Below are 16,649 nucleotides of genomic sequence, written 5' to 3' on the forward strand. Positions count from 1 at the left end.
CAAGCGGGGCCGGCGCTGCGGGATTCAGCCCCCGCGAACGCCCAGCGCGAGTCCGAAGTCGCCGGTGTAGACCTTGTGACCCTGGTGCGTCAGGCGCGACCGGGTATCGACGTGCACCTTGCCGCCGATGGACTGCCAGCGACGGCAGAAGGCGTAGTCCTCGCTCAGGTAGCGGCCGTTGGCGGGCTCGGCCATCACGTCGAAGAAGCGATGGTGTGCCAGGCTCGCCGGCTGACTGCCTGCCAGGGAAGGATGGCCGCTGGTATCGGGCGTGTAGCGCAGCTCTGGCAACTCGCGCGCCATGCGTTCCAGCACGTGGCGGGCGATCAGCATGAAGCCGGTGGGCGCATCCAGGACTTCGAGAAATCCGTCGGCATCCACCTCGGCCGGCGAGTGGCGCAACAGGTTGGCCGGAAAGCTCGCGTAGCGCGCCTCGAAGTCTTCGCGGTGGCTGCCGGCGGGCAGAGGCGCTTCGAGCCCTTGCGCGGGCCAGCCATCGATCTTGTGCGGATACACGCCGGCCACCACATCGTGCCCGGAGCTCAGCAGTCGCAGCGCGGACTCGGGCTCGAAGCCGATGTCGGCATCGATCCAGAACAGATGGGTCCAGCGCGCGTCGGCCAGGAACTCGGCCGCCATCCGATTGCGCGCCCTCGGCACGAGGCTGTCGCCATCCAGGAAGCGCGTGTTCATCGCAAAGCCATGCGCATAGGCCTGGCCCACCAGCCCCAGCAGGCTGCGCACGTAGCCGGTCGTCAGTCCGCCGGTGTAGCTGGGCGTGGCGATCCAGGGGCGGACCTTCGCCAGGGCCTGGGCGTCAGGCATGCGCGGGTGCGGGCGGCGTGCCTTGCCGCAAGGTGGTCAGCAGCGCGCGCAACTTGGCCGGCGCCACCGGCTTGGTCAGAAGGCGCACCCCGTGTTCGCGCAACTGCTTCAACGATTCCGGCCCGGTGGCGCCGGAGATGAGCACCGCCAACGCGGCGGGCTGCAGGCTGCGCGCGGACTCGATGACGGCCAGGCCGTCGTCGGCGCCGGCCAACTGAAGATCGCACAGGATCACGTCGAAGACGGTTCCCGGGTCGGCCATCAACGCGATCGCGTCGGCCACCGTTTCGGTACACACCGGCTGGCAGCCCCATTGGTAGAGCATCTGGTGCGTGGCCTGCAGGATGGCGTCGTCGTCGTCCACCACCAGGCAACGCAGGCCATTGAGCGGTGCGCCCGCCGGCGCCGGCGCTGGCGGCCGGATGGCGGGCGCTTGCCGCGCGTGCGGCAGCGTGACCGAAAAGACGCTGCCCTCGAGCAGGGCGGAGCGCAGTTCGATCCGCGTGTCCAGCAGCGCCGCAGCTCGGGCACAGATGGACAGGCCCAGTCCGAAGCCCTGGCGCCGATCGCGCTCGGTGTTGGCCACCTGGTAGAACTCTTCGAAGATGCGCTGCTGGTGGATGGGCGCGATGCCGATGCCGTTGTCGCGCACCTCGATGCGCACGGTGCCCGGCCGCGCGCCACGGCGGGCTGCCACCAGCACCGTGCCTTCGGGTGGCGCATGGCGGATGGCATTGCCGATCAGGTTGCTCACGATGCGAAGCAGGAGCGCCGGATCGGTGTGCACCACGCGACCCGCCGGCCGCCAGACCATGCGCACCTGCGATTGCGCCGCCGACGCGCCATGCTGCGCGGCCAGTTGCTCGAACAGCGCGTCGAGCGACACGGCGCTCAACTGGGGCGTGAGCACCTGCGCATCGAGGCGCGAGACTTCCAGCAGGTCGTCGAGCAGCACGCTCATGAATTGCGTGCTTTCCTGCAGGCGAAGCACCGAGGGGCGTTGCGCATCGCTGGCGCCCGGCAGCAAGCCGTCGATGAACAGGCCCATGGCGTGCAGCGGCTGTCGCAAGTCGTGGCTGGCGGCGGCCAGGAAGCGGGCGCGCGACAACGCAGCCTGTTCGGCCTCGGCCATTCGCTGCAGCGCGACGGCGGTCGCCTCGCGAACGCGTTGTTCGCTGGCCTGGTGGTTGTGGGCCAGCCGCTCGGCCAGGCGGTTGATGTCGTGCGCGAGGCTGGCCAACTCATGCACCTGGCCGCCTTCGGCGCCGGCCTTGGGAGGCGGTGCCGTGACGTCGCAGCGCGCGTCGAAGTGACCGGCTTCCAACGCTGCCACGGCCTGCGAGATGCGGCGCAGCGGCCGCGACACGGTGCGCGCCATGTGCCGCACCGACGCCCAGGCCACCAGCAGCGCGATCAGCGCGATGCCGATGCCGGCGAGCAGGGAGCGATCGCGCTCCCGGTCCAGGCTGGCGGTGTCGCGGAAGGTCTGCACCAGGCCGATCGGTGCTTTGGCGCCGGCAGGGGTGAAGCTGTTGGCGCCGGCGCCATTGCCCGGTGGCGCGAAGGTGCTGGCACCCGAGACATCGCGCAGTTGCACCGGCGCGGTGAACACGCGCAGCTGCTCCAGGTTGTCGGCAGCCTGGCCGGCGCTCACGAAGACGCCGGCGTTGTTGCTGATCTCCACCCGCCGCACCTGGCTCGCGCGCAGCGCCGAGTTGGCCAGGTTCTGCAGGGCGGGGAGGTCGCCGGCATACAGGCTCAGGTCGGACATCGAGGCGACCTGGCGTGCGATGGCCTGTCCTTCGGCATTGAAGGAGCGGTCGAGCGCATCCAGCCTTTCGTGCGTGAACCAGGCGGTGAGCGCCAGCGCCGCCGCCGCGCATGGCGCCACGCCCAGGCGCCGCAGATCGCGCCTCAGGCTGCCGGTCATCACGATCGCGTGGTGGCCGGCCGTTGCGGGGTCCTGCGTCTGCGCGGCGGGAACGAAGGCGGATGCGGGTTCCTGCGCCGACGATTCTTCCGGCAGATCAGGCGATGCAGCGGACGACGACGCCGCGGGCGCGGCGCGTCCGGGCGCGGCGTGCGCGGCGGGGAACATCAGCGCGCCTCCGTGCCGCATCTTGTCGACCAGGTCATCTCGCACCACCGATTCGCCGTGCCAGTTCGTCCTCGCTCGGCAGGCGCAGGCCCAGGCTGCGCGCGACGTTGCTGTTGACACTGACGAGCGTGGGGCGGGCCGCTTCGACCGTGGCGCCCGAGGCGCCGGTCGACAGGCGCTCCCCGATTTCCTGCGTCTGCGCGGCCATCTGCGCCGGGCTCGACAGCGCCGCTGCCAGCGCACCCGAACGCACGATGGCATCGGTCGAGCCGAACACCGGCACCCCTGCGGTCGCGGCGGCGCGCAGCACCGCGGCGGTGGCCGTGGGGTCGTTGCCGATCGCGTCGGGCAACAGCATCACCGCATCGCAGTCCTTGAGCACCACATGCAAGGCAGGCCCGATGGATTGGACGTCGGCGACGGTGGAGACTCGCAAGGTCCAGTCCGATCCGGCCGCGCGCTCCAGTTCATGCACCAGCGCCTCGGATTGGGCCGCGGCCAGCACGCCGAGCCGGCGCCGATCGGGAAGCGTCGCACCCACCAGCGCGAGCTGTGCGGCCATGGGCGGCTCGCGCAGCAGCACGCCGACGCGCCGGCCGGCCGGCCACGTCGACGCGGACCTGATCTGTTCGTATTCCGTGCGGCTCAACATCGCCAGGACCAGCGGCCCGCTGCCTTGACGCTCCACGGCGGAGCGCGCTGCCTGCGGTCCCACCGCCACCGTGACGCGGCCCGTCGATGACGCCGTGCCGGCGCTGATGGGCGCGCCGCGCGTGCGCACGCCGGCGTTGACGCCTTGCTCGTCCTCGGGTTCCGCCACCAGCGCCACGGCCGGTTGCGACTTGCCGGACTGGGCACCTTCTGCCTGGCCGCCAGCGCCCAGGCGCACCACCTCGAAGCTGGTACCCGGCTCCTGCAGGTCACGCAGCTGCTGAACGAATTCGCCCTCGGCCTGGCTGCCCGTGGCAAGCACGGTCATGCGCACCGACGCCGCATGCGCCAGGGTCGGCAGCAAGCTGAGCAGGAGCGAAGCGGCCACCAGGACCCGCATGGTCCCGGCCCCGCATGTCTCGAAATTCATGTGAATATTCACCGCGAAGAATGTCCTGCCACTGTAGAGATGGGCTTGCATCCGCGCGATAAGGCAGAGGGCTTATGGCCGCGCACGCGGACGCAGTCGGCGTGCCGTCGCTATGTCGATTGACATAGCCCGAGGCCGCCCGTGAAGCAACGGCGTCTCGATTTGTGAATCAAGTGGTGACGCGCAGCATCGACAGTTGCGTCGCGATCGCCTGGCGCAGCGCCCGTGGCGAGACGGGTTTGTAGAGCACCATCACGCCGGCGCGCGCGACTTCGCGCAGGCGGTCGGGTTTGGTTTCACCCGTCACCAGCAGGCGCGCGGTTCCCGCGTGAATCCCGTTCGGGTGGCGCTCCAGCGCGCCCAGCACGTCCAGGCCGTTGTCGCCGCCTTGCAGGAGCAGGTCCGAAACCACCGCATCCGGCGGCGAGTCCCAGCGGTCGGCCAGTGCCAGCGCCTCGGCGCGGGTTTGCGCAGCCATGACCTGCATGCCCCAGTTGGACAGCACCACCTGTAGCCCTTCGAGAATGGTGCGCTCGTCGTCGATCACCAGCACCCGCACGCCCTCCAGGCTCTCGGCGGCCGCGCCGCCGGACTCCAGCGGGATCGGCTCGGAAGGGATGGCTTCGGCCACTGGCTCGGCCGCGCGGACGAGCAAGCGAATGCCGGTGCCGCGGCCCGGCTCGGAATTGAGCTCCACGCGCGTGTTCAGCAGGGCTGCCAGGCGCTTGACGGTGGACAGGCCCAGGCCCATGCCGCGCGTCGCGCCGTTCTTGCGCTGCGGATCGATCTGGAAGAACTCCTCGAACACCCGTTCGTGGTGCTGCGCATCGATGCCGACGCCGGTGTCCCACACCTCGATGCGCACGCCGCGTCCGCGCCTGCGCGCGCCGACCAGCACGCCGCCCTGGTGCGTGTGGCGCAGCGCGTTCGACACCAGGTTGTTGAGGATGCGCGAAAGCATCACGTAGTCGCAGCGCACCCACAGGTCGGTCTTGCGCACCACCAGGCGCAAGCCCTGCTGCTCGGCCACGTTGCGGAAGTTGCGGCTGACCTCGTCGAACAGGCGGTCCAGCGCAAAGTCGCTCCATTGCGGCTGCAGCACGCCCGCGTCGAGCTGCGACAGGTTCAGCAGCTCCGAGAAAAGCCGGTCCAGCGAATCCACGCATTCGCGGATGTGGCCGATGCGCGCCAGGCGGGCCGGGTCCGTCTCGCCACTGGACAGCCCGTCGGAAAAGAGGGTGAGCGCATGCAGCGGCTGGCGCAGGTCGTGGCTGGCGGCAGCCAGCAGGCGGGTCTTGGACTGGCTGGCCACTTCCAGCTGCTGGTTCTTGCGCGCCAGCTCGGCCGTGGCTTCGCCGATGCGGCTTTGAAGCAGGCGGCGGCTTTCGGCCAGTGCCTCGGCGGCCTGGTTGAAGCCACGCTGGAGTCGCCGCACTTCCGATGTGCCTGCGACCTGCACGCGCGCGTCTTCGCCGGCGCCCAGACGGTCCACCGCCTCGCCAAGGGCCTGGATCGGCGCGCTGATGCGCCGCGCCGCCCACCATCCGGCGAGCCCCACGCCCGCCACGATGGCGGCCAGGACCAGCAGGACGTTGAAGAAGATGGCCTTCCGCGCCGCCGCCACCTCGGCCAGGCTGATCTCGACGATCACCGAGCCACGGCTGCGCCCGCCTTCACCGGGAATGGGCGCCGACACGATCAGGCCGCGGCCGCGCTGCAGGTCGGTGGTCACGGCATCGGCCAGGATCTCGCCGTCCTCGCTCACGATCTGGACCTGGTGGATGTGCGGCTGCGAGGCGCCGGCCTGGGCCGTGCGCATCAGTGCCCGGCGGTCCAGATGGGCCATGGGCGCCTGCGCCAGCGACGACACCTGCAACGCCACCGCCTGGGCACTGGTGCGCATCAACTGAGTCACGCTGTCCAGATGCTGGCGCGTCAGCACGAACATGGCGCTGACGGTGGCCAGGACCGCCGGCAGCACCGCCAGCAGCACCAACTGCTGCGCGAGCGACAACTGCAGAAGGCGTCGCAGCCAGCCCCTGTTCTTCAGGATTGGCGGCGCGAGCGAAGTGGAGGGCATTGAGTCCGTTGTCGTTGGGATGGTATCTAATTGTGTTCCTGCTTCCGGCCCTTGACCATCTGACTTTGGGACTGCCTGCGAAAGGCCCCGAATTTTTTGGAATCGCGATGCTGCTCGAATGCTCCCCGACACGACCTTCCCGGCCGATTCCCCAAGGCCCCCCGCGCTGGGTGGCCGCACTTCGCAGGGCCAAGGCGGCCGTGGTCGTGCTCGCCGCGGCGCCATGGCTCGCTCTGGCGCAGAGTCCGGCCCCGCCCGTCATCACCCCGGTGACGCCGCCTTCGGTGGCCAACTCTTCGGAGCCCGCCCTGCGTTTCGGCATCCTGCCGCTGGGTGGCGCCTTCGAGTCGCGCAACGACTGGGAGCCCGTGCTGGCCGACTTCAGCCGGGCCATGAACCGGCCGGTGAGCATCCTGTCGGTCACGTCGTACAGCGCGCTGGAGCAGGCCATCCAGCGCAACGAGGTGGACATGGCCTTTCTTTCCGGCCGCATGGCGCTCGACGCCGTCACGCTGCACGGCATGCGCGTGGTTGCCCAGGTGACTCGCCATGACGGACTGCCCGGCTATCGCGCGCTGCTGCTGGGCCGCAAGGATTCGCAGCCCGACAAGCTCGAGGCCGTGTTGTCAGAGCCCGAGCGCTGGCGTCTCGCGCGGGGTGAGCGCAGGTCGGTGTCCGGCTACATCGTGCCGCAACTGCAGCTCTTCTTGCCGCGCCACATCCAGATGGAAACGCGCTTTCGAAGCGAGTTGGTCGGCACGCATCAGGTGACGGCGCTGGCCGTTGCCAACGGCGACGCCGACGTCGCCACCAACAACACGGCTGACCTGGAGCGCTTTCGCGTGCAGTTTCCGGCCGAGGCGGCTCGGCTGCGGGTGCTGTGGCAGTCCGAGCTGATCCCCCATGCGCAGATCGTGGTTCGCCGCAGTTACCCGGCGCAGTTCCAGAAAGAGGTGCAGGACTTCCTGGTGGCCTACGGCCGCGGCATGGGCCCGGAGCGCGATGCGCAGCGCGTCTTGCTCAAGTCGCTGCATGACCTGGCCGGCTTCGTCGCCGCGGACGACACATCGTTGCTTCCCGCCGCCGACCTGGCCTACCAGCTGGGCCGGCAAAGCGCGATGGAAGCCCAGTGGGTCGACACCGCATCGCGCGATGCGCGGCTGGCCAGGCTGGAAAAAGAACATGCCTTGCAGGTGCGTGTGCTGCGCGGCGGCACGGTGGATGACAACGCGCCGACGAAGTAGCCGTTTCAGGTGCTTGTGCGTGGGGTCCGCAGCGCTCGGCTAAACTCGCGCCGCTTGCAGGTGGGCATTTCGAGCCCATGCCTGCGCCACCATCGGCAACATGGTGAATAACCTCAAGGAACCATTCAGTGAATCGCATCGAACTCGTCGAGAAAATCGCCACGACCCACAACGTCAGCAAGGCTGAAGCCGGTCGCATCCTGGAAACCGTGACCAGCAGCATCGTGGCTGCCGTGAAGAAGGGCGACCCCGTCCAGCTGATCGGCTTCGGCACCTTCAAGCAAGTGGCTCGCGCCGCTCGCACCGGCTTCAACCCCCAGGCCGGCGCCAAGATCAAGATCGCTGCGCAAAAGGTGCCGAAGTTCGTGCCGGGCGCTGCCTTCAAGGCCGCCGTGGACGCCAAGTTCGCCAAGCGCCAGGCCGAAAAGGCTGCCACCAAGCCAGTGGCCAAGAAGGCCGCTGCGCCGAAGAAGGCTGCTGCCAAGAAGAAGTAAGCACCTCGCCGCACGTCAGTGCGCAGGAAAGCAGAAACGGCCCTTCGGGGCCGTTTTCATTTTGGGCCGATCCGCCTCAATCGGTGCGCATCGGTTGGCCGGCTTCATACCAGCCTTGCGTGCGGTTCACCACCGCCACCACCGCAAGCATCACGGGCACTTCGATGAGGACCCCGACGACCGTTGCGAGCGCGGCGCCGGACTCGAAGCCGAACAGACTGATGGCGGTCGCCACGGCGAGCTCGAAGAAGTTGCTGGCGCCGATCAAGGCGGAAGGGCCGGCAACGCAGTGCTTCACGCCCAGCTTGCGATTGAGCACATAGGCAAGTCCCGAGTTGAGCACCACCTGGATGAAGATCGGCACCGCCAGCAGCGCGATGACGATCGGCTGCTCGAGGATGGCCTGCCCCTGGAAGGCGAACAGCAGCACCAGCGTCATGAGGAGCGCCACGATCGAGAAAGGCCCGAGCCGCGCGGCCACGCGCTCGAAGTGTGCAGTGCCCTGGCGCAGCAGAGCCTTGCGCCAGAGCTGGGAGAGGATGACCGGCACCACGATGTACAGGCCCACGGACACCAGGAGGGTGTCCCAGGGCACCGCGATGGAAGACAAGCCCAGCAGCAGCGCCACCACCGGGGCGAAGGCGATCACCATGATCGCGTCATTGAGCGCGACCTGCGACAGCGTGAAGTACGGGTCGCCCTTGCAGAGCTGGCTCCAGACGAAGACCATCGCCGTGCACGGCGCGGCCGCCAGCAGGATGAGGCCGGCGACATAGCTGTCGAGCTGGTCCGCGGGCAGCAGCGGTGCGAAGAAGTGGCGAATGAAGATCCACCCCAGCAACGCCATCGAGAAGGGCTTGACCGCCCAGTTGATGAACAGCGTGACGCCGATGCCGCGCCAATGCGAAGCCACCTGGCCCAGTGCGCCGAAGTCGATCTTCAGCAGCATCGGGATGATCATCACCCAGATGAGCAGGCCGACCGGAACGTTCACCCGGGCGACCTCCATGCCGCCGACGGCCTTCGACAGGCCCGGCAGCAGTTGCCCCAGTGCGATTCCGGCGACGATGCACAGGCCGACCCAGACGGTCAGGTAGCGCTCGAAGAAGCCGATGGCGGGCGGCGAGGGCTTGGTCGCGGCGATGGTGGTCATGCGTTGCAGGGCGCTAGTTGGACGAGATGCGCGTGAGCTCGGCTTGCAGCTCGGCGTTGGAAAGATGCTGCAGCGGCAGCGCCAGCAGTTGCAGCATCCGGTAGCCAATGGCCTGGCGGGTGAGGTCGAAGGCGGCTTGCCTGCCCGGCTCCGGCGCATTGGACGGGTCCGCGTATCCCCAATGGACCTTGACCGGGCTGCCCGGCCAGTAGGGGCATTGTTCGGCGGCCGCGCTGTCGCACACGGTGATGACGATCCGCATCTCGGGCGCACCGGGCTCGGTGAACTCGTCCCAGCTCTTGCTTCGGTAGCCCGCCGTATCGACGCCCGCGTTGGCGAGCGCCTCCAATGCAAGCGGGTTGATTCGTCCACTGGGCGCACTGCCCGCGCTGAACGCTCGCACGTCCTTGCCCAGCACGCGGGCCCAATGGTTGAGCATGCCCTCGCTCAGCACGCTGCGGGCGGAGTTGTGCGTGCAGAGGATCAGTACATGGGTGGTCACGGGTCAGCGCTTTCCGATGTCCTTGACTTCGCGATGGATGGCCATTGCATCGAGGCGTTCGAGTGGCAGGGCCAGCATCAACTCGATGCGACGCTTGAGCGTGACGGCAGCATCGCGAAATTGCATGCGCTTCTCTACTTCCGTTCCCTCGAAGCTTGCCGGATCGGCGACACCCCAATGCGCAGTCACGGGGTGACCTGGCCATACAGGGCAGACCTCGCCGGCAGCCTTGTCGCAGACGGTAAGCACGAAGTCGAGTTGTGGTGCGTCAGATTGCGCGAACTCATCCCAGCTCTTGCTACGGAATCCATCGGTCGGAATGCGCATGGACCGGAGGGTGTCCAGTGCCAAAGGGTTGACCATTGCGTTGGGATGGCTGCCGGCGGAGTAGGCGCGAAAGCGGTCATGCCCGAGTTCGTTCAAGAGTCCTTCGGCCATGATGGAACGCGCGGAATTGCCCGTGCAGATGAACAGCACGTTGAAGATTTTCTTTGCCAAGACTTTTCCTTCAGCAGCAGGAGGACACCGGCTTACCCGCCGCGTCGACGGGCTTGCCGCGCGAGAGGGCCGTGCAGCAGGCGGCAGCCTGCGGCTGAGCTTCCTGTGCGCTTTCTCCGAAGACGGGGATGTTGTCCAGCGTGCGGAAGTGCTCCCACGCGATGCCTTGCGGGTCCGTGATCCAGTACTTGTCGCTGCGGGCGTAGCAACAGCTGGTTTCGCCCTGGTCGAGAAGGCTCATGTCCGCCTCTTGCGCGCGGGTCTTGAGTTCGGCGAGTTCCTGGGCGTCGTCCGTCTGAAATCCGAGGTGATCGATGCCGACAGCCTGGCCGCGCGTAGAAATGGCGAAGTTGATGCGCGGATCTTCGATCATCCACTTCGCGTAGTCGGACTCGATGCGCGTCGGTTCAGCCCCGAACAGCCTCGAATAGAAAGCGATGCTGGCTTGCAGATCGATGACATGAGCGTGAACATGAAAGCGCTTCATCTTGGTCTCCTATGGGAAAAGAGGATCAGCAGGGACAGGCCTTGGCAGTGGGCTCGACCGCGCAGCCGGCGCCCTGGCAGCAGTTGTCGGTGAGATAGCCGAGCAGCGCGTTCATGTTCTCGTAGGCGGCGCGGTAGATGAGGTAGCGGCTCGCCCTTTCCTGGGTAACGAGGCCGGAGCTCACCAGCTCCTTGAGATGAAACGACAGCGTGGCCGGCGGGATGCCCAAGGCCTCCTGCATCACGCCAGGCGTGAGGCCGTCCTGCCCTGAAACCACCAGCGCCCTGAAAACCTCCAGGCGCACGGGATGGGCCAGCGCGGCCAGGCATTGGACAACGTCTTTGGATTCCATAATTCGAGCATAATCGAAATATGGAATCGCGGTCAACACCGCATTGCTCTTGGCTCGCTCCGATGGGCGAGCCCCAGTCGCTCAGCGACGATCCAGCGCCTGCACTTCGATCTCCACGCGCGCGCCCTTGTAGAGCTTGGCCTCGACGGTCGAGCGCGCCGGCAGGGCGCCGGCGAAGTGCTTGCTGTATTCCTCGTTGAAGGCGCCGAACTCGTTCAGGTCGGCCAGCCAGATGGTGGCGCGCACCACATCGCTCATGCCCAGGCCGCATTCGGACAGGGTCAGCGCGATGCGTTCGAGCACGGCCTTGGTCTGCGCCTGGATGCCACCTTCGATGATGTTGGCCTGCGCGTCCATGGCCAGGACGCCGGAAAGAAAGACGAAGCCACCGGCGCGCACCGCCTTCGAGAACGGAACGGGCAGCGGGCTGGGAATGCGTTCGATGTCGGCGTTGCTCATGCGTGTTCCTCGATGTCTTTTCGGGTGATGACTTGCCCACTGCGCGCACCGGTGTGCGCGCCCAGGTTCCAGGTGATGGCGCCGTTGACGATGACGGTATCGATGCCTTCGGCGGGGCGGGTCGGGGCTTCGTAGTTCGCGGCGTCGCGCACGGTGGCCGCGTCGAAAATCACGATGTCGGCATGGTGGCCGACCTTGATCAGGCCGCGTTCGTGCAGGCCGAAGTTGCGCGCCGTCAGGCCGGTCATCTTCCAGACGGCCGTTTCCAGCGGGAACAGGCCGACGTCGCGGCTGTAGTGGCCGAGCACGCGCGGGAAGGTGCCCCAAAGCCGAGGATGCGGCTTGTCGCCCAGGGGGATGCCGTCCGAACCGACCATGGTTTCCTCGAACGCCAGCACACGCTGCACGTCGTCCTCGTCCATCATGAAATAGATGGCGCTGCCGGGCTGGAGCCGCCGCGCGGCCTCCTCGTTGGGCACGCCCCATTCCTTCGCGATGTCGGCCAGGTCGCGGCCGGCGCATTCCGGATGCGGCTCGCTGCTGGCGATGAGCACGCGACCGTCGAGCAGGCCGCGGTCGGTGCGGATCATGGTCGAGCCGGCCGTGTACGGATAGCAGTCGAGCGAGACGCACTGGTGCTGCATCGCGTTCTTGATGAAGGGCAGCGTGACGCGCGTCTTGCCGAAGTTCTGCGTGTTCTGCACCTTGTGATGCGACACCACCACGGGCACGTCGAGTTCGCGGCCGATGTGGAAGGTCTCTTCCAGCGCCTGCATGACTGCGTCGCTCTCGTCGCGCATGTGGGTGGCGTAGATGGCCTTGCGCGCGCTCAGCGGACGGCTGACTTCGATGATCTCCTCGGTGCTGGCCTTGACGGCCGGCGGATAGAAGGTGCCGGTCGAAAGTCCGATGGCGCCGGCTTGCATGGCCTCCTCGACCAGGGCCTGCATGGCGGCGATCTCGCGTTCGTCGGCCACCCGGTCGAGCGAGTCCATGGTCACTGCGCGCAGGGTCGAGTGGCCGACCATCGCCGCGACGTTCACGGAAGCTGGCGCGGCGCGCAGCGCGTCGAGGTAGGCGCGGAAGGTGGTGTAGCGGCCTTCGTGTGGCGAATCGAGCAGGCTGAGCGGCATGGGCAGTTCCATGTCGTCGCGCAGCGGCGCGGCGCTGATGCCGCAGTTGCCGGTCACCACCGTGGTCACACCCTGCGAGACTTTGAAGGGCACCGTCGCCTGCGACAGCACCGCCTGGTCGTCGTGCGTGTGCGAGTCGATGAAGCCGGGTGCGACGGTGCGGCCTTTCGCATCGATGGTCCGTGTCGCCGTGTGGCTGGCCAGGTCGCCAATGGCGACGATGCGTCCGGCCGTCACGCCGACATCCGCGTCGAAGCGCGGCGCCTTGCTGCCGTCGATCACGGTGCCGCCACGGATCAGCAGGTCGTAGTGGATGGTCATGTCTGGAAGGGTCCTCGTTTCAACGGAAGTGGCAGGCCACCTGGTGTTCGACGGCCGTGTTGCCGGGCCGGGCGCTCAAGGCGGGTGCCTGCGTCTTGCAGATGTCCTGGGCCAGCGGGCAGCGGGTATGGAACCGGCAACCTGACGGCGGATTCGCCGGGCTGGGTGGATCGCCTTGCAGCAGCATGCGCTTGGCCGGCGTGCGCGGGTTGGGCACCGGCGCGGCCGACAGCAGGATCTCGGTGTACGGATGGCGCGGCGACGCGAACAGCGTGTCGCGATCCGCGATCTCGACGATGTGCCCGAGGTACATCACCGCGACCCGGTGGCTGATGTGCCGAACCACCGCCAGGTCGTGAGCCACGAAAAGGTAGGCGATGCCGAACTCCGCCTGCAGGTCCATCAGCAGGTTGACGACCTGGGCCTGCACCGACACGTCGAGGGCCGAGACCGGCTCGTCGCACACGATGAGCTTCGGGTTGAGCGCCAGTGCGCGCGCGATGCCCAGGCGCTGGCGCTGGCCGCCGGAGAACTCGTGCGGGTACTTGTCGACCGCCTCGGGGCGCAGCCCCACCTTCTCGAACAGCCAGCGCACGCGCTCGCGGCGCTCGGCGGCCGAATTCATGCCGAAGTTGCGCAGCGGCTCGGCCACGATCTCGCCGGCCAGCTGGCGCGGGCTGAGCGAGGCGTACGGGTCCTGGAAGATGATCTGCACGTCGCGCCGACGCAGGCGCATCTGTTCGGGGGGCAGCGAGAGCAGTTCCTCGCCGTCGAGCTTGACCGAGCCGGAGGTCGGCTCGATGAGCCGCATCACCGACTTGGCCGTGGTCGTCTTGCCGCAGCCCGACTCGCCTACCAGCGACAGCGTCTCGCCGCGCGCGACGTCGAACGACACGCCGTCGACGGCCTGCACGGCGGGCCGGGCGGGCGCCAGCCAGCGCCGGGGCGAGTGGTAATGCTTCTTGAGGTCGCGCACCTGCAGCAGGGCGGGCGCGGTATCGGTGGCGTTCATGCTGCGGCCGCTCCTTCCGGCGCGGACTCGATGCGGCCTTCCTCGACCGCGAAGCAGGCGACCACATGGTCCTGGCCCTGCGCCGTGAGCTGCGGCACCTCGCCGCGGCAGCGTGCCTCGGCATGGCTGCAGCGCGCCGCAAAGGCGCAGCCGCGCCGCGGCTCCTGGGGCGACGGCACCAGTCCGGGGATCTCGGTGAGGCGGGCGCTGCGGGTGTTCATCGAGGGCATCGATGCCATCAGCGCGCGGGTGTAGGGATGTAGCGGCCGATCGAACAGGTCGAGCACGCTGGCCTCCTCGACCTTGCGGCCGGCATACATCACCACCACGCGGTCGCAGGTTTCTGCCACCACGCCCAGGTCGTGCGTGATCATCACCACGCCCATGCCGCGCTCCTTCTGCAACCGGCGGATCAGCTCGAGGATCTGCGCCTGGATGGTCACGTCCAGCGCGGTGGTCGGCTCGTCGGCGATCAGCACTTCGGGGTTGCACGCCAGGGCCAGCGCGATCATCACGCGCTGGCGCATGCCGCCGGAGAGCTGGTGCGGGTATTCGTTGACGCGCCGCTCCGGCTCGGGGATCTGCACCACGCGCAGCATGTCGGTGGCCCGCTGAAGCGCCTCGGCACGTCCGAGCTTCTGGTGCAGCTGCACCGTCTCGGCGATCTGTCGGCCGACGGTGAGCACCGGGTTGAGCGAGGTCATCGGCTCCTGGAAGATCATCGAGATGCGATTGCCGCGGATGTGGCGCATCTCGCGTTCGCTCAGTCGCAGCAGGTCGGTGCCGCGCAGCCGCACCGCGCCGCTGATGCGCGCGGGCGGCGTCGGCAGCAGACGCAGGATGGACAGCGCCGTCACGCTCTTGCCGCAGCCCGATTCGCCGACCACGCCGAGCGTCTGGCCGGCGCGCACGGTGTAGCTCACGCCGTCGACCGAACGGGCGGGGCCGGAGAGCGTGTCGAAATGGGTGCGCAGGTCGTCCACTTCGAGCAGCGGCTCGCCAGTGGCGGGGGCTTGGGATGCCAGGGGGTTCGTCATGGGGCGCCGCCGCTCAGAGTTGTCGTGCCAGGCGCGGATCGAGCGCATCGCGCAGGCCGTCGCCGAGCATGTTGATGGCCAGCACGGTCGCGGCCAGCAGGATGCCGGGGTACAGGATGATGTGGAAGGCCACGGCCACGAAGTTGCGGCCCTCGGCCATCATGTTCCCCCAGCTCGGCGTCTGCGGCGGCACGCCCACGCCCAGGAACGAAAGCGCCGCCTCGGTCAGCACCGCGGCGGCGGCGACGAAGGTGGCCTGCACGATCAGCGGGGCGATCATGTTGGGCACCACATGCCGCAACAGGATCACCGGCAGCCGCGTGCCCACCGCATGCGCCGCCTCCACGAAAAGCTGCTCGCGCAGCGTCAGCGCCAGCGAGCGCACCAGCCGCACGACGCGGGGAATCTCGGGAATGGTGATGGCGATGATGACCGTCGTCAGGCTGGCCCGCGTCACGGCCATCAACGCGATGGCCAGCAGGATGCCGGGAATGGCCATCAGCCCGTCCATCACGCGCATGATGAAAGAATCTGCCCAGCGCACGAAGCCGGCCATCAGGCCCAGCAGCAGCCCCAGGACGGTGGCGAGCACGCCGACGGACAGGCCGACGATCATCGACACGCGACCGCCCCACACCGCGCGGCTGAACACGTCGCGCCCCAGCGCATCGGTGCCGAACCAGTGGTCGGCCGATGCGGTCTGCATGCGCGACAGGACATCCATGTCCTGCGGGTCGTGGGTCGCGATCCATGGCGCGAAGATCGCCAGCGCCGCCATGGCGACCAGCAACACGCCGCCGATGATCAGCGTCGGGTGCTTGCGCGCCCAGCGAAAGCGGGGCAGCACGAAAGGGGCTTCGTCCGCGGTGGCCGGCGCAGCTTCGGAGGTTGTGGGCAGGGCGGCCATCGTCAGTATTGGATGCGCGGGTCGAACAGCTTGTAGCTCAGGTCGATCAGCAGATTGATCAGCACGTACACGCCGGCGGAGATGAGCAGCACGCTCTGGATCACCGGATAGTCGTGCCGTTGCACCGAGTCGATGACCAGGCGGCCGACGCCGGGAATGGCGAACACGGTTTCGGTGACCACCACGCCGCCGATCAGCAGCGCGATGCCCACGCCGATGGTGGTGGCGATGGGGATGGCCGCGTTGCGAAGCGCATGCCCCAGCACCGGCAGCACACCCAGTCCCTTGGCGCGCGCGGTGCGGATGTAGTCTTCGTGGAGCACTTCGAGCACGGTGGCGCGCGTCATCCGGGTGACGAGCGCGATGTAGACCAGCGCCAGGTTCACGCAAGGCAGCACCAGGCCGCGCAGCCATGCGCCCGCCCCGTCGGCGAAGCGCGAGTAGCCCTGCACCGGGAACCAGGGCAGCTGGACCGCGAACACGTAGACCAGCAGGTAGCCCACGAGGAACACCGGCAGCGAGAAGGCGAGCACCGCGAAGATCATCACCAGGCGGTCGATCCAGGTGCCGGCCCGGTAGGCGGCCAGCGTGCCCAGCGGCACCGCGACCAGCATCGTCAGCACCATGGTCAGCGCGGCGATGGACAGCGTGGGCTCCAGCCGCTGCGCGAGCAGTTGCGAAACGGGGACCTGCGTGAAGATCGAGGTGCCCAGATCGCCGCTCGCCAGCCTGGCGAGCCAGAGCATGAACTGCTGCCACAGCGGCTTGTCCAGGCCCAGCGCGGCATGCAGCTTGGCGATGTCTTCGCCGGTCGCCAGGTCGCCGGCGATCAGGGCGGCCGGGTCGCCGGGCGACAGGTGGATCAGCAGGAACACCACGACGGCGACCACGGCCATCACCGGAAGCGTTGCCGCCAGTCGTCTCAATACGTAGCCCATGGTCGTCGTCTCGTGGTAGTTCGCCTTG

Annotated in this window: 17 protein-coding genes; 2 read left to right on the forward strand and 15 right to left on the reverse strand. The window is 68.1% G+C overall.

The genetic code is table 11. The features are described from left to right. Window positions 1-24: 24 nt before the first annotated feature. From QTH91_RS10485 to QTH91_RS10500, 4 genes are all read right to left on the reverse strand, one after another. Complete coding sequence (locus tag QTH91_RS10485; protein WP_286660022.1) at window positions 25-825, reverse strand: hypothetical protein; 801 nt, start codon at window positions 823-825, stop codon at window positions 25-27. Continuing rightward, window positions 818-2,971 (reverse strand): hybrid sensor histidine kinase/response regulator, encoded by a 2,154-nt coding sequence (locus QTH91_RS10490; RefSeq protein WP_286660023.1) that lies wholly within the window; start codon window positions 2,969-2,971, stop codon window positions 818-820. Before QTH91_RS10490 ends, QTH91_RS10485 begins: the two co-directional genes overlap by 8 nt. Next, window positions 2,958-4,004, reverse strand: a complete 1,047-nt coding sequence (locus QTH91_RS10495; RefSeq protein WP_286660024.1) for an ABC transporter substrate binding protein — start codon at window positions 4,002-4,004, stop codon at window positions 2,958-2,960. Before QTH91_RS10495 ends, QTH91_RS10490 begins: the two co-directional genes overlap by 14 nt. Before the next feature lie 169 nt (window positions 4,005-4,173). Beyond that, window positions 4,174-6,084 (reverse strand): ATP-binding response regulator, encoded by a 1,911-nt coding sequence (locus QTH91_RS10500; RefSeq protein ID WP_286660025.1) that lies wholly within the window; start codon window positions 6,082-6,084, stop codon window positions 4,174-4,176. Window positions 6,085-6,254: 170 nt separating this feature from the next. Between QTH91_RS10500 and phnD the strand changes: the two genes are divergently transcribed. After that, entirely contained in the window at window positions 6,255-7,328 is a 1,074-nt protein-coding gene (gene phnD / locus QTH91_RS10505) for a phosphate/phosphite/phosphonate ABC transporter substrate-binding protein (RefSeq protein ID WP_286660026.1), read from the forward strand. A 128-nt stretch (window positions 7,329-7,456) separates the two neighbouring features. Then, window positions 7,457-7,822 carry an HU family DNA-binding protein gene (locus QTH91_RS10510; RefSeq protein WP_286660027.1) on the forward strand — a complete coding sequence of 122 codons (366 nt, stop codon included), beginning with the start codon at window positions 7,457-7,459 and terminating at the stop codon, window positions 7,820-7,822. Window positions 7,823-7,898: 76 nt separating this feature from the next. Here the strand turns inward: QTH91_RS10510 and arsB are convergent, their stop codons facing one another. The 11 genes from arsB to QTH91_RS10565 all read right to left on the reverse strand — a co-directional run bounded on the left by arsB (window position 7,899) and on the right by QTH91_RS10565 (window position 16,621). After that, window positions 7,899-8,975, reverse strand: coding sequence for an ACR3 family arsenite efflux transporter (gene arsB, locus QTH91_RS10515; protein ID WP_286660028.1), 1,077 nt, complete (start codon window positions 8,973-8,975; stop codon window positions 7,899-7,901). A 13-nt stretch (window positions 8,976-8,988) separates the two neighbouring features. After that, window positions 8,989-9,477 carry an arsenate reductase ArsC gene (locus QTH91_RS10520; RefSeq protein ID WP_286660029.1) on the reverse strand — a complete coding sequence of 163 codons (489 nt, stop codon included), beginning with the start codon at window positions 9,475-9,477 and terminating at the stop codon, window positions 8,989-8,991. 3 nt (window positions 9,478-9,480) lie between these two features. Next, on the reverse strand, window positions 9,481-9,975 hold the full coding sequence (locus tag QTH91_RS10525; protein ID WP_286660030.1) for an arsenate reductase ArsC: 495 nt from the start codon (window positions 9,973-9,975) through the stop codon (window positions 9,481-9,483). A gap of 10 nt (window positions 9,976-9,985) precedes the next feature. After that, window positions 9,986-10,462, reverse strand: a complete 477-nt coding sequence (locus QTH91_RS10530; protein WP_286660031.1) for an ArsI/CadI family heavy metal resistance metalloenzyme — start codon at window positions 10,460-10,462, stop codon at window positions 9,986-9,988. Window positions 10,463-10,487: 25 nt separating this feature from the next. Further along, the gene (locus tag QTH91_RS10535; RefSeq protein ID WP_286660032.1) at window positions 10,488-10,814 is read right to left on the reverse strand and encodes an ArsR/SmtB family transcription factor; all 327 of its coding nucleotides are present in this window, start codon (window positions 10,812-10,814) and stop codon (window positions 10,488-10,490) included. Window positions 10,815-10,895: 81 nt separating this feature from the next. Continuing rightward, window positions 10,896-11,273, reverse strand: a complete 378-nt coding sequence (locus tag QTH91_RS10540; RefSeq protein ID WP_286660033.1) for a RidA family protein — start codon at window positions 11,271-11,273, stop codon at window positions 10,896-10,898. Beyond that, complete coding sequence (locus QTH91_RS10545; RefSeq protein WP_286660034.1) at window positions 11,270-12,727, reverse strand: N-acyl-D-amino-acid deacylase family protein; 1,458 nt, start codon at window positions 12,725-12,727, stop codon at window positions 11,270-11,272. Before QTH91_RS10545 ends, QTH91_RS10540 begins: the two co-directional genes overlap by 4 nt. A 19-nt stretch (window positions 12,728-12,746) precedes the next feature. Continuing rightward, complete coding sequence (locus QTH91_RS10550) at window positions 12,747-13,739, reverse strand: ABC transporter ATP-binding protein (protein WP_286660035.1); 993 nt, start codon at window positions 13,737-13,739, stop codon at window positions 12,747-12,749. Further along, complete coding sequence (locus QTH91_RS10555) at window positions 13,736-14,776, reverse strand: ABC transporter ATP-binding protein (protein ID WP_286660036.1); 1,041 nt, start codon at window positions 14,774-14,776, stop codon at window positions 13,736-13,738. The genes QTH91_RS10550 and QTH91_RS10555 overlap by 4 nt, the downstream gene beginning before the upstream one ends. Before the next feature lie 13 nt (window positions 14,777-14,789). Beyond that, window positions 14,790-15,683, reverse strand: a complete 894-nt coding sequence (locus QTH91_RS10560) for an ABC transporter permease (protein WP_286660037.1) — start codon at window positions 15,681-15,683, stop codon at window positions 14,790-14,792. A gap of 2 nt (window positions 15,684-15,685) precedes the next feature. Then, window positions 15,686-16,621, reverse strand: a complete 936-nt coding sequence (locus QTH91_RS10565) for an ABC transporter permease (protein ID WP_286660038.1) — start codon at window positions 16,619-16,621, stop codon at window positions 15,686-15,688. Window positions 16,622-16,649 lie beyond the last annotated feature (28 nt).

It is taken from the genome of Variovorax dokdonensis (genome assembly GCF_030316895.1).
In the GTDB taxonomy this organism is placed as follows: Bacteria; Pseudomonadota; Gammaproteobacteria; order Burkholderiales; family Burkholderiaceae_C; genus Variovorax; species Variovorax dokdonensis.